This is a genomic window from Labilibacter marinus (genome assembly GCF_001659685.2).
GTDB lineage: Bacteria > Bacteroidota > Bacteroidia > Bacteroidales > Marinilabiliaceae > Saccharicrinis > Saccharicrinis marinus.
Genome location: NZ_LXYE02000020.1, coordinates 243,431 through 256,677, shown reverse-complemented (window position 1 = coordinate 256,677; position 13,247 = coordinate 243,431). Strand labels below are relative to the sequence as shown.

At 32.7% G+C, this 13,247-nt stretch carries 11 protein-coding genes; 4 read left to right on the top strand and 7 right to left on the bottom strand.

Translation table 11 applies throughout. The annotated features are described in order from the left end of the window. Position 1 precedes the first annotated feature (1 nt). From A8L32_RS10070 to A8L32_RS10060, 3 genes are read left to right on the top strand one after another with little or no spacing between them, the layout of a single operon-like run. Complete coding sequence (locus A8L32_RS10070) at positions 2-1,069, top strand: nitroreductase family protein (RefSeq protein WP_083631256.1); 1,068 nt, start codon at positions 2-4, stop codon at positions 1,067-1,069. Between the two features lie 4 nt (positions 1,070-1,073). Then, complete coding sequence (locus tag A8L32_RS10065; protein WP_066630338.1) at positions 1,074-2,249, top strand: polysaccharide pyruvyl transferase family protein; 1,176 nt, start codon at positions 1,074-1,076, stop codon at positions 2,247-2,249. Continuing rightward, complete coding sequence (locus A8L32_RS10060) at positions 2,250-3,167, top strand: glycosyltransferase family protein (RefSeq protein ID WP_066630337.1); 918 nt, start codon at positions 2,250-2,252, stop codon at positions 3,165-3,167. 77 nt (positions 3,168-3,244) lie between these two features. On the opposite strand, the gene A8L32_RS10055 is transcribed toward A8L32_RS10060, so the two are convergent. From A8L32_RS10055 to dtd, 5 genes are all read right to left on the bottom strand, one after another. Beyond that, complete coding sequence (locus tag A8L32_RS10055) at positions 3,245-4,537, bottom strand: OmpP1/FadL family transporter (RefSeq protein WP_066630335.1); 1,293 nt, start codon at positions 4,535-4,537, stop codon at positions 3,245-3,247. A 189-nt stretch (positions 4,538-4,726) separates the two neighbouring features. After that, on the bottom strand, positions 4,727-6,244 hold the full coding sequence (locus tag A8L32_RS10050) for a lipopolysaccharide biosynthesis protein (RefSeq protein ID WP_066630334.1): 1,518 nt from the start codon (positions 6,242-6,244) through the stop codon (positions 4,727-4,729). Between the two features lie 226 nt (positions 6,245-6,470). Further along, on the bottom strand, positions 6,471-7,370 hold the full coding sequence (deoC, locus tag A8L32_RS10045) for a deoxyribose-phosphate aldolase (RefSeq protein WP_066630332.1): 900 nt from the start codon (positions 7,368-7,370) through the stop codon (positions 6,471-6,473). A 1-nt stretch (position 7,371) separates the two neighbouring features. After that, positions 7,372-7,695 carry a nucleotide pyrophosphohydrolase gene (locus A8L32_RS10040; RefSeq protein WP_066630330.1) on the bottom strand — a complete coding sequence of 108 codons (324 nt, stop codon included), beginning with the start codon at positions 7,693-7,695 and terminating at the stop codon, positions 7,372-7,374. A gap of 327 nt (positions 7,696-8,022) precedes the next feature. Then, positions 8,023-8,475 (bottom strand): D-aminoacyl-tRNA deacylase, encoded by a 453-nt coding sequence (gene dtd, locus A8L32_RS10035; protein ID WP_066630327.1) that lies wholly within the window; start codon positions 8,473-8,475, stop codon positions 8,023-8,025. 275 nt (positions 8,476-8,750) lie between these two features. Between dtd and A8L32_RS10030 the strand changes: the two genes are divergently transcribed. Next, positions 8,751-9,725: a lipoate--protein ligase family protein gene (locus A8L32_RS10030; RefSeq protein ID WP_066630326.1), complete on the top strand. Its 975-nt coding sequence runs from the start codon at positions 8,751-8,753 to the stop codon at positions 9,723-9,725. Positions 9,726-9,795: 70 nt separating this feature from the next. Here A8L32_RS10030 and uvrC read toward each other — a convergent pair whose 3' ends face one another. Beyond that, positions 9,796-11,607 carry an excinuclease ABC subunit UvrC gene (gene uvrC / locus A8L32_RS10025; RefSeq protein ID WP_066630324.1) on the bottom strand — a complete coding sequence of 604 codons (1,812 nt, stop codon included), beginning with the start codon at positions 11,605-11,607 and terminating at the stop codon, positions 9,796-9,798. Next, on the bottom strand, positions 11,607-13,232 hold the full coding sequence (gene ade / locus A8L32_RS10020) for an adenine deaminase (RefSeq protein ID WP_066630321.1): 1,626 nt from the start codon (positions 13,230-13,232) through the stop codon (positions 11,607-11,609). Before ade ends, uvrC begins: the two co-directional genes overlap by 1 nt. Positions 13,233-13,247: the final 15 nt, after the last annotated feature.

Genomic DNA, 13,247 nt, shown 5'->3' with positions numbered 1-13,247 from the left:
AATGAAATCGATTATTCGAAAAATATTTGGGCAAAGATTTATTGAGAATAGTTACCATTCTTACCTGAGATTCAGGGAAAAATGGCACTATGCATTTATCTACCCAATACTCCTTAAAATACCTTACGCCCCCAATTTATATTTTCTTTTTTCTAAGTCGTTTGGCAGCGAAATGAAAATGTTTATTGGTGCACGTAGAGACTATCTTAAAAAGCAACATCGTCAGCAAGAAAACCTCTTTTTACTGCGCCGAAATATTCATCGTATTGAGAAGGGCTTAATCATGAAAAATCGCCGTAAAATATTTGCGTTGGATTATATTGAAGAAACCGTTTTTTTGCTACAAACCTTGGTAAATAACAAACACGATAACCTGCAAATACAATGGGCCTTCGATATTCTTACGCAGTATTTCGAGGTAACAGCGTCTTCTCCCAAAAGAGATCAGGCACAGCATATTTTTAAACAGCTCTCTCCTATTTCGCATTCATCAAAAACGTACGCTCCTTTTGGCGTTTCAGAAAATACTGAAGCAGACGTAAATTCTTTTGATGCCTTGGTGAGAAAAAGAAAGTCGGTTCGATTTTTTGAAGCTGGAAAAATACCCGATAGAACTTTGGTAGATAAAGCGGTTGAATTAGCAGGATTAGCCCCGAGTAGTTGTAATCGCCAACCCTTTAGTTTCAGGATTATTGATGATGCCGAATTAGCTCGGAAAATGGCCAAATTGCCTGCTGGTACAACAGGCTTCTCGGATGAGTTAGTAGCTATGGTTGCCGTGGTAGGACAAATGAACGTGTCTCCTTCCCTATCCGATCGTCATTTAATGTATATTGATGCCAGTTTAGCCGCCATGAATTTTATGCTGGCCTTAGAAAACTTGGGTATTGCTTCATGTCCTCTAAATTGGCCCGAAAATAAAACAAAAGACCAAGAAGTACGTCAACTACTATCGTTAAGCGAATTTGAACGACCTATTATGATGATTGCTTATGGATATGCGGCAGAAGATGGTAAATTAGCTTATTCGGTGCGTAAACCGTTGGAGCAACTTAGAAAATACAATTAACAGGATGCAGAAAATTATTATTACCGGTGGTAATTTTATCAATAAAGGCGCTCAATCGATGCTGTTTTGTTTGGTGGATGGACTTAAGAAGAAATATCCACAAGCCGAAATAGTAATGGTTGATATTTTTCCTTCTCTAAAAGGAAATAAAAAGGAAGAATACACTTTTCAGGTAGTGAATATGCACGTGCGTACTATTTTACGAATGGCTTTTCCTATCCTTAAGTTATTGGTTAAACCTAAGCCCATTAGTAATGCAGAAGCAGAAATAAGTACTCATTTTAAATCGGCTGATTTAGTGTTGGACATTAGTGGATACGGTGTGAGTTCGCACAATCAAAAACCTATATGGACCTATGCCACACTGTTTCCAGTAAAACTGGCTAAAAAGTATCAAGTACCATTTATGTTTATGCCGCAATCTATTGGTCCGTTTGACTTTACAGGATGGAGAAAAATGGTGGTATGGCCTTTAATTAAAAAGTACTTACAATATCCTGATGCCATTTTTATTCGCGAACCCAATTGTAGAAAGTATCTAGAAAAGATCAATGCCAAAAAAGTGATTGATTCATTTGATTTGGTATTGCAATCGGAAAAAATTAAGGCGGATAATATTTTTAAGTCTGTACCAACACAAAACTCCTACCCTATTTCTGCCAATTCAATTGTAGTTATTCCGAATAAACAATTAACCAGAATTACACCAGAAACGGAGATCGTTATAATATTTTCAAATTTAATTAAACATCTGATTAAAAACGAAAATAAAGTAGTTATTGCAAGACATTCTTCAGATGACAAAGCATTATGTGATTTAATATATCAACAAGTAAAAAGTGAGCAAGTACAACTTGTTAATGAAGATTTAAATCCATTGGAATTACAAGAAATATTTGAATCGTCGAAGATGGTTATTGCGGCACGATATCATGGCTTAATTCATGCTTTAAAAATGAGCAAACCTTGTTTAGTTTTAGGCTGGGCCAATAAATATAGTCATGTTATGAATACATTTAATATGTCTGATTATTACTTTGATATACGGACTACTGATATTAATAGTTTAATACATGCTTCGGACCAATTATTGAAAGAACTACCTCAATATAGTAAACAAATAAGCACTCAATTAGAAGCCATAAAAACATCCAATATTTTTAACTATATAAACTACTAAATGCCAGCTCCTATACTTCTTTTTACATACAACCGATTAGAACACACTCGCCGTACCGTTGAAGCTTTGCAAAATAACCTACTGGCTAAGGAAAGTGATTTGTATGTATTTTCGGATTATGGAAGAAATGAAGAGGAGCAAAAATCCGTAGAAGATGTGCGAGATTATCTACAAAAATTAAGCGGTTTCAAAAGTATAACACCTATTTTTAATTCATCAAATAAAGGTTTAGCTAAATCTATTATTGAAGGTGTAAATCATGTATTTAAAATAAAAACTAAACTTATTGTTTTAGAAGATGATTTAGAAACCTCTCCCTATTTTTTGGGTTTTATGAATGAGGCACTGAAGCATTATAATCCAAATCATATTTGGAGCATAGCTGGATATTCGCCCAATATTAATAAACCTAAAAATTATAGTTACGATACTTATCTGGCACACCGTAATTGCAGCTGGGGTTGGGCTACCTGGAAACAGAACTGGCAACGAACTGATTGGCAGGTTTCTGATTTTAACCATTTCTTCTTGGATAAAGATAAAAGACATCAGTTTGACCGTGGAGGAAATGATTTATCCATCATGTTATTAAAGCAGCAGCAACAAAAAATTCATTCTTGGTCTATTCGTTTTAATTATTCTGCCTACAAACATAACTTACCTAGCGTTTATCCCACTATTTCTTTCATTAATAACCTCGGCGTGGATGGTAGTGGTACCCATATGAAAAAAAGCCTTAAATATGACTCTAAACTGAATTTGGAAGAAAAAAGCCATTACCACTTTTGCCCAAGTGAAGATTTTAATGCATATATTGAAGAGAAATTTAAACGTTTTTACAATACTTCGTTTTATCGAAAAACCATTAATTGGTTTAAAACCATAAAGGCACAGGTAGACATAAAAAAGCTCCACTAATTGCTTAGTGGAGCCTACCTTATCATGAAGAGTCCCGAACGGGGTTTCGGGGCTCATTCTTTACTACGCAATATTTTTTAAAAGGTTAAGCTTAATTCAACTTCAAATACACCCATCTCTAATTCTATTTCTTGCTGATTAGGTGCTTCCATTGGATTTGCTCCTTTAACTGTATTTTTTGGTGCATATACCAATGCTATATTTAAATCTTTCGCTTTAGTTCCGAATGTTTTTGTAGCTCCCAAAGTAAAATGGTTGTTATTTATGGCTGGTGCCAGAATATTAAACATTACCTCCGATGAAGGAATAGGTTCTTTAGCAAAAGCCGCTCCTGCTCTAAGTTTTAGGGTTTCGTTGGCCGCAAATTCACCACCCACTTTAAAAATAGTCATGTCTTCCCATCCAAATCCTGCACCATCATCAGCACCAAGTAATCCATCAGGGGTTTGATTGACTATGCTTTCTAGAAGTTTTTGCATTGGATTTCCAATAGCTTTTACTTCACTGTAATTGATTTGTTGTACATCAAAAAGCACCTTTACCTTATCAGAAACCTCATAATTTAAACCAACGGTCCAATTACTAGGCGAGTGGAAAGAACCTTGCTCAGCAAATAAACCTGCATATTCTTCAAATTCGCTAACGGCCGATTTTGATTGATAGGTAGCTCCTAAATGTAATCCATCTAAAACCTCACCCATATAACCTATTTTAAAACCGAAGCCGAAACCTGAATCAAAATCATTATCCGTCAATTTAGTTGGAGCAGTTGATAATCCACCAAATGCAGCTAAACCATCCGCTTTAAAGCGTTGATACGTTAAAATAGCAGACACACCAAAACTATGCTTTTCGCTAATTTTATAAGAGTATGATGGATCAAAATTTAACTGCATAAAATTAACACCCGTATTAGTAACTGCTGGGTCATCTGTTAATGGATGAAAAAACGTAATTGTAGGATAATCCGTTGCAATTCCGCTTCCGGAGATAGAAAAACCAAAAGCACTTTTCTCATTTAACTGCCAGTTGGCCGCAATATTTGGGATAAACAATAGACTAATATCACTATCAACTGTTCCTGGTGTTAATGGAAAGGTTTTATCAGCACCACTTGGCATTCCGGTAATCGTATAACTTACACTAGGCATCATTAAATTTGCTACTACGCTATACTGCGTGCCTAAATAAGCTCTACCTGCAGGGTTATTGGCAATAATGGAGGTTTTATAATAAGCTACTCCGGTACCTCCCATACCTTTACTAATTGTTCCGTAACCTAACATGAAATAACCATCGATTGCTTTTAAAGAAGTTGGAGTAATAAAGCACAAAACGGCCAAAAGGAAAAAAAGATAAACTCTTTTCATAATCTAGATAATTTAGTTTAATAAAATATAACAGTGTAATTATTAAATACAATGATTGCGTGGTCAATACCCAAAGGGCGACCATATTCTATTTTACCAAATCACTTGAAATTACGATTTATATGTTATAAAGTTGCCTTTTTATGAAAAAAAGATAGAAACATGGCTCTTTTTACAACATCAAAAAAACTACTTTTCCTTATCACTAAGTGAATTAATATTGTTTTTAAGTTGAGAGATATGTTTCCATTTACTCCAAAAAGAAGAAATTCTATCTTGCTCTATATCTGATAGAAACCCAGAAGAATAGATAATGAACACCCACACAATAATTAAAACTATCTTGAATAAAATGTTGCTCAATATATTTTCGAATTGATATAAATACATGGGTGTAACAGCAGCAATAAAGCTAATGCTCAGAATAAATAATCTTCTCCACTCCAATTGAAGAGTGGTGTATTTTATACAGAAATAAAGCAATACCAACGAAGATAATATTTGCACAATACCTGTAGCATAAGCGGCTCCTAAAGCATGCCATTGCGGGATAAACAGATAGTTAAGTGTAACATTTATAAACCCTGCCACTATAGATAAAATGCCTATTATACGCGTCTTTTTTACTTTATTAATGGGTAGAATCAACATTTGCCTAATACCACCAAAAATGAGCCCTATGGTTAATACAGGTACAATAACAACTGCACTATCGTAACCTGAGTTTCCTGTATCAAAAAGCATAAACGCTTCTTCTATAAACAGCACTACCAAAAGACTACAAAAGCTAATAACAAGCAAAAAATAAGTAAACGATTTGCTAAAAAAATGCTCACTATCCTGGGAGTCGGCACTCTTAAAATAGCTATGCATATAGGCATTAATAAAGGCATTAACCACCAATAGATTAACAATATTAGATATTTTATGCGCCAGTGAAAAATTACCTACATTTTTAAGGTTAGAGAAGATATTAATAAAATACTTATCGGTGAAATTAAACAATACATTCACCATATTACCTAAAGCAACCGGAAAACCATATTTAATGATATCCTTTAATATCTTACCCTCAATCTTTGCTTCACTATTCTTAATAATCACCGGTAAAAGTAATACCAACTGAAGTGCTGCCGATAAGATGGTAGCCCAAAATATACCTTCTATTTCGAGTTTAAACCAAGCTAAAAACACATAAACAAAAAGCACAAACGATACTAACTGCGCAATCTGAATAACCGAATGCTTTTTAGCTTTATGCTGAGAACGTAGCAACAGCATGGGAACCTCGGTAAATAATTTAATTAAGTTACCTGCGATAAATAACAATATTAGGTGCTGAGATATTTCGGTTTTAAAGTAGTATTGAGAAAGTATATCAAAGCCAAAATACATAACAACACTAAGTATGATACATATTATGGCATTAAACACAAATGTGGTAAAAAACAGGCTTTTTTTATTGGGTGTGTTTTTCTCATCCCAAAACCAACGTGCAAAACCAAGCTTTACGCCTAAACCCGAAAATACCTGAAATAGCGTGAAAATACCTTCGAATAGCGCAAATAAACCGAATTCATCTACCGGTAAATACAATAAGTATATAGGCAATAAGATAACGCCCGAAAACTTACCGAATAAATTACCTACACTGTAAAAGAAAGATTGAATTACAGTTGACCTAAACCGATTAAAAACATCACTCATTGAGGAAATATAATGAACTTCAAACTTATAAAAAGAACGTATGGAAACAAAAAATGCTATCCTTATAAGTGAGATAGCATTTATTTAATTGTATTGTAATTATTCAAATAGATAAAAAATAAGGGATCATATCCCTAAAGTATTGGCTTTCTTTTCTTTCAATAAGAAAGGAATGTTTAGCACAGAAAATAAAGACTAGCTCATTTTCTTTATAAGAACTAATCTATTAGAAAAACTTCACCGCATCGGTAGCGTTATTCTCTATTTTTAAAATATCTGTTAACAGATTATTAGCTAAACGACTGGCTCCAATCCTAAACATTTTATTATTGGTCCACTCTTCTCCTAACACTTCTTTTACAATCGAATAGTATGCAATAGATTCTGTTGTTTCAGCAATGCCTCCAGCAGGCTTAAAGCCAATTTTTTTGCCTGTTTTAGCATGATAAGCTTTTATCGCATTACACATTACAAACGCTGCTTCTAGGGTAGCTGCAGTTGGAATTTTACCTGTGCTTGTTTTAATAAAATCAGCTCCAGCATCTATTGCTATGATGGATGCATTCCAAATTAACTCAGGCTCTTTAATGGCTCCTGTTTCTAGTATAACCTTTAAATGAGCGTCTCCACAAGCTTCTTTTAACTGACGAATTTCTTCATATACAAATTCGTAATTACCTTCTAAAAACTCACCAACAGATATTACCACATCAATTTCGTTTGCTCCAAAATCTACCGCTTTTTTGGTTTCTAATACCTTTAAATCTAAAAAAGTTTGAGAGGATGGAAAACCTGCAGACACCACTGCTTTCTGTACGTCTTCTATCTTCAAGTATTGCTTAATAATAGGTGCAAAAACAGGAAATACACATACTGCTCCAACTGATGGTAATGAAGGATATTTATCCTTAAAATCATTTACTTTCTGAACAAAAGCGGTCACCGAATCGGCAGAATCTGTTTCCTTTAAAGTAGTTAAATCAATACAACTAAAAATAGACTTAAGTACGTCTACATCATCCTTTAAATCCCCACTTTTAGTTGTTATACTTTCTATTTCTTGCTGAATATTCTCCAACTTAAAATTAATAGGATAATCCTCTAATATATTTTCTGATTGCATCATTCTATTGTAGCTTTTTATTATTTGCGTGTCTATCTATATCTCTATTGGTTTTCTTTTCAATGTTTTTTTGCAAAGCTTCCGTTAAGTCAACGCCTGTTTGATTAGCTAAACAAATTAACACCCACAACACATCGGCCATTTCATCGCTTAAATTATCCTTTTCCCCTTCCTTAAAAGATTGCTCTCCAAATTTACGAGACATCACCCTGGCCAATTCGCCAACTTCTTCCGTTAAGATGGTCATATTAGTTAACTCACTAAAATAACGAACTCCAATGGTTTTAATCCATTCATCTACTTTATTTTGCGCTTCTTGTATCGTCATTAAATCATTACATTATATATGAATTACTAAAAATAGCGAGAACAAATATTAAAAAATAAATCATTAATTAGCTATTGAAAATATTTTTCATTCTATAATTATCATTAATATACATATCGTATCTATCTATTTTTGTGGCACTTTCATAAAAACACTAAACCGACCATTTGGTCTGTATCTAAATTTTAACCAATTTTGTACTCAGAATAAAATTTACAAATATTAAAACCTCATTTAATACGAGTAAAAAATAATGGTAAGATAAGTTTACCCAATCAACAATTACCATTGTAGACAAAAGAGCTTGATTTTATTCAGGCTCTTTTTTTATGTCTTATTTTTTGAATCCATAATAATAGTTACTGGACCATCATTTATCAGCGAAACTTGCATATTAGCGCCAAATTCGCCTGTTTGCACCTTCCTTCCTATAATCTGTTCCATATTACTCACAAAGGCCTTATAAAGCGGTATAGATACATCAGGTTTGGCTGCATCTATATAGGATGGTCGATTACCTTTTTTGGTTTTAGCATGAAGCGTAAATTGACTTACTACAATCATTTCTCCTTCCACATCTAATAAAGATTTATTCATCACACCTTCTTCATCCGGAAAAATTCTAAGATTAGCTATTTTATTACATAACCATTCAATATCGTTTTTATCATCTTCGTTCACTATTCCAAGTAAAACTAAAAGTCCAGTATTTATAGAAGCGTTAATATTATTATTTATGGTAACTGATGCTTCAGAAACTCTTTGAAGTACAACTTTCATATTTATGTTTAATTTATAATTATACCTATATAAATATCTTATTTTTTAGATATTAAACTTTAGTAAGCCTAATTTTGTTAGTTTGGATAAAAATAGGATAAATTGCCTAAACTTAACCTAGAATGAAATATTTATAGCTATAAAGAATAACTCAAGTAAAACACCATTTAAACCCTGTATTACTGATAGTTATAAAGTTATAAAACAGAGATAATTTATATTTTAAGGCTCTGAGAATTTGATGAAATTATTTTCCTTATAAAAGATACAGCTACATGCGCATTATATTGAGTAAAAAAACTGATCCATATCAAAATTTAGCCACGGAAGAATATTTGCTTAAAAATTTTACTGAAGATATTTTCTTTCTTTACATAAATCATAAATCTATCATCGTCGGAAAACACCAGAATGCCCTATCTGAAATCAATTACAAATTTGTTTCTGAAAATGAAATTCCAGTGGTCAGAAGATTATCTGGAGGAGGAACTGTTTTTCATGATCCTGGAAATATAAATTTCTGCTTTATTACATCAGGTGCAAAAGGAGAATTGGTCAACTTTAAAAAGTATACTACACCCATTGTTGAGTTTTTAAAATCGATAAATATTAATGCTCATTTTGGTGGTCGTAACGATATATTAATCGAAGGATGTAAGATTAGTGGAAATGCTTCGCATGTTTTTAAAAGCCGTGTAATGCATCATGGCACACTTCTATTTAATAGTCAGCTGGGATCATTAACGCAATCCTTAAAAAACGATCCTATGAAGTTTAAGGATAGATCTGTTAAATCTGTACGTAGTAAAGTAACCAATATACACGACCATCTAAAGCAAGATAAAGAAGTAGACACCTTTGTTGAAGAGTTATCGGAATATATCATTACTAACTATAATTGCGACAAATACGAGCTTAACAAGGATGATTATACAACGATAGATAAACTAGTAGAAACCAAATTTAGAACCTGGGAATGGAACTTCGGTTATAGTCCAAAGTACGAACTTAAAAAGCGTATTAAATCTATCTCTGGCAAAAGATACGAAGTTATTTTGAATGTGAACAAAGGAAATATATTAGAGGCTAGACTTAAATCAAATGCAAATAACAAGGATAAAATACTTGAGTTGGAAACGGCATTAAAAGAAAGTTTACATCAAATGGATTCTATAAAAGAAAAAACTTTTACAGTATTTTCATCTTGGGACGAATTAAAACAAGAAGAGCTAATTGATGCTCTATTTTAACCGTAAGACGGTAGCAAATATCTTACTCATAGGTTGAATATTGAAATGATATATATTCAACCTGTGGGTGCTAAAGCTTAAAATAATCCCACACTAACCTTCCTTTAGCTTTACCTATATTTGATTCAATATCATCTAAGGAAAGCTTTTTAATTTGCTCTACAGATTTGAATTCACTTAATAATTTCTGAGCAGTCTTCTCTCCTATCCCATCAATACGATCCAATTCTGAACTTACAAAATCCTTTGAACGTTGATTACGATGAAAGGTGATTCCAAAACGGTGCGCTTCGTTACGGGCATGTTGAATTATCTTTAACGACTCCGAGTTTTTATCTAAATATAAAGGCACTGAATCTCCTGGAAAAAATATTTCTTCTAATCGTTTAGCAATTCCAATTACAGCTACTTTGTCATCAATCTTTAATCGACGAAATATCTTCATAGCAGCTCCTAATTGCCCCTTTCCCCCATCAATAATAACAAGCTTAGGTAAGGAAGCATTCTCGTTAATTAAGCGCGTATATCTACGTTCAATGATTTCTTCCATACTTGCAAAATCATCTGGTCCAACCACCGTTTTTATATTATAATGACGATAATCTTTTTTGCTTGGTTTTGCATTTTTAAAAACCACACAAGCTGCTACCGGAAAATTGCCTTGAATATTGGAGTTATCGAAACACTCAATATGATTCGGTTGTTCCTTTAACCTTAAATCCTTTTGCATAGTATTTAAAATTCTATCTTCTCGTGTTTCTTTTTTTCTGATGGACTGCTGTTTTAGTTTTTCTAAACGATAATACTTTACATTACGTTCAGATAATTCTAATAACTTCTTCTTATCTCCCTTTTGAGGAATGATGAATTTTATAGTTTCAAAATCAGTATCAGGTTTAATAGGTACAATAAGTTCTCTTGAAGTACTATGCAACCTTTCTCTAATTTCAGTTATAGCTAAGGATAATAATTCAGGTAAACTTTCATTCAACTTCTTTTTAAGCTCAATAGTATGCGCTTGAATAATGGCTCCATTAACCACCTTTAAAAAATTGACATATCCCGATTCTTCATCCTCAATAATAGAATAAACATCTACATTATTAATATTAGAACTAACCACGGTAGATTTACTTTGGTAAGTATCGAGTTGTTTTATCTTCTGTTTTACTTCCTCTGCTTCTTCAAACTTAAAATCCTCTGCGTATTGAAGCATTAATTCCTTTAAATATTTTATAACCGAATTAATATTTCCACGCAATATATTTTTTATTGCATCAATATTATCTCTATAAATATCCTCTTCAAATTCTCCAACACAAGGTCCTTTACAATTACCTAAATGGTATTCTAAGCAAACTTTATACTTGCCTTCAGCTATTTTTTGAGGTGCTAAATTAAGCTTACAATTACGAAGTGGATAAGTTGTTTTAAACAAGTCTAACAAAGTCCTTACCATACCAACTGAAGTATATGGACCAAAATAAAGACTTCCATCTTTAATTATATGACGAGTAGAAAAAACGCGTGGAAAGTTTTCATTTTTAACTACAATCCATGGAAAGGATTTATCATCTTTTAATAAGACATTGTATCTGGGTTGATACTTTTTAATGAGGTTATTTTCGAGCAGTAAAGCATCCTCTTCGGAGTTGACAACGATGTGTTGTATATCGGCAATATTACGAACTAAAAGCGCTGTTTTTCCATTATCCGCTTTACCTACAAAATACGAAGAAACACGCTTTTTTAAATTTTTAGCTTTACCTACATATATAATTTTACCATCCTTATTGAAGTATTGATACACTCCAGGATCGGATGGCAAAACAGTAATTTTTTCTTTTAAGTATTCAATTTTAGGATTGATAAGTTTATCCATTAAACGTATAAATTAGTAAAAGAAAAGGTACTTACATCAAATAGTCCTTTGTCCCCTATCTTTAATTTAGGTATCACTAGTAAACTCATAAAAGATAATGTCATAAAAGGAGCATGTAATTTTGATCCAAATTGCTGAGCTTTTTCATTCATTAATTGATATTTCTTCGCTACTTCTATACCCGATTTGCTCGTCATTAATCCAGCTACTTCTAATGGTAAAATATCTATATCACTATTATATGCATACGATATACCTCCACGATGTTTAATAATTTCATTTAAGGCGGATACAATATCTTTATCTGAAACACCAACCGCAATTAAATTATGACTATCATGAGCAACACTACAAGCAATAGCCCCTTGTTTTAATCCAATGTTTTTTATAAAACCTACCACCGGAGGAGCTGAATTATAACGATTCAAAATAACTATTTTTAGAATATCTTTCTCCGAACTAGATGTAATAATACCATTATCATTGGATGGAGTCCATATGAATTCATCTGTTAATAGATCACCATCCATTGCAGAAATTACTCTTATATCCTTGCCTACTTTATATTCAACTATAATATCTTCTTCCTTAATTTCGGAAATATTAAAATTATTGATCGTTTCCGATTGTGGTACATTAAACTGCAATTTTCCATCCTCAAATACCTTTTCACCATTAATAAATGTTTGTTGAATATTGAAATCAGAAAGGTTATCAACGACAATCAAATCAGCAGAATCACCTTCTCTAAGCAATCCAACAGGTAAATTATAATGCTCTATAGGTTTTAAAATAGCAGCACGTAAAAGCTTAAAAATATCTATTCCTTTAGATAAACCTAAACGAATAATTTTATCTATATGCCCTTTATTAATGATTTCATCAGGATGAGAATCATCCGTACACAACATGATATTCTCAGGATGAGTTTCAAATAAAGGGGATAATACATCAAAGTTTTTAGCAGCACTTCCCTCTCTAATTTGTACTGTTACACCCTGCTCAATTTTATCAATAGCTTCCTCTACCGATACGCATTCATGGTCCGAAGATATACCTGCATTGGTGTATTTTTTTAAATCTTCTCCTACTAGTCCAGGAGCATGTCCATCTATTTTTTTACCTGCTTTATGAGCTGCATTTATCTTGTTCCACACTTCCTCGTCCTGATAAATTACACCAGGAAAATTCATCATCTCAGATAAAAACCAAATATCATTACGCTCTAATAATTGAGCTATTTCCTTAGAAGAAATAACAGCACCACTTGTTTCAAACGAAGTGGCAGGTACGCAAGATGGCGCACCAAAAAAGCATTTTAAAGGTGTTTTAGATGCATCATTGATCATGTAATCTACACCATCCACTCCCATCACATTAGCTATTTCATGTGGATCCGTTACAACGGCAACCGTTCCACGTGGAACAACTAATTTAGAAAATTGAGATGGGGTAAGCATAGAACTTTCTATATGAACATGACTGTCTATTAAACCAGGTAAAATATATGAATCACATTCTTCATCAATTTTAATGATATTTGTAATTTTACCATTCTCAAAGCTAACCTCTCCATTATAAATTTTACTATTTATAATATCTACAATCTTACCGCGTAATTTCATATATACAATATTTGT

Bases quoted from the DNA above. Each gene is read 5' to 3' on its own strand.
- A8L32_RS10050 (WP_066630334.1), bottom strand. From the start codon at position 6,244: ATGAGTGATGTTTTTAATCGGTTTAGGTCAACTGTAATTCAATCTTTC.
- A8L32_RS10060 (WP_066630337.1), top strand. From the start codon at position 2,250: ATGCCAGCTCCTATACTTCTTTTTACATACAACCGATTAGAACACACT.
- A8L32_RS10055 (WP_066630335.1), bottom strand. From the start codon at position 4,537: ATGAAAAGAGTTTATCTTTTTTTCCTTTTGGCCGTTTTGTGCTTTATT.
- A8L32_RS10070 (WP_083631256.1), top strand. From the start codon at position 2: ATGAAATCGATTATTCGAAAAATATTTGGGCAAAGATTTATTGAGAAT.
- uvrC (WP_066630324.1), bottom strand. From the start codon at position 11,607: ATGGATAAACTTATCAATCCTAAAATTGAATACTTAAAAGAAAAAATT.
- dtd (WP_066630327.1), bottom strand. From the start codon at position 8,475: ATGAAAGTTGTACTTCAAAGAGTTTCTGAAGCATCAGTTACCATAAAT.
- ade (WP_066630321.1), bottom strand. From the start codon at position 13,232: ATGAAATTACGCGGTAAGATTGTAGATATTATAAATAGTAAAATTTAT.
- A8L32_RS10030 (WP_066630326.1), top strand. From the start codon at position 8,751: ATGCGCATTATATTGAGTAAAAAAACTGATCCATATCAAAATTTAGCC.
- deoC (WP_066630332.1), bottom strand. From the start codon at position 7,370: ATGATGCAATCAGAAAATATATTAGAGGATTATCCTATTAATTTTAAG.
- A8L32_RS10065 (WP_066630338.1), top strand. From the start codon at position 1,074: ATGCAGAAAATTATTATTACCGGTGGTAATTTTATCAATAAAGGCGCT.
- A8L32_RS10040 (WP_066630330.1), bottom strand. From the start codon at position 7,695: ATGACGATACAAGAAGCGCAAAATAAAGTAGATGAATGGATTAAAACC.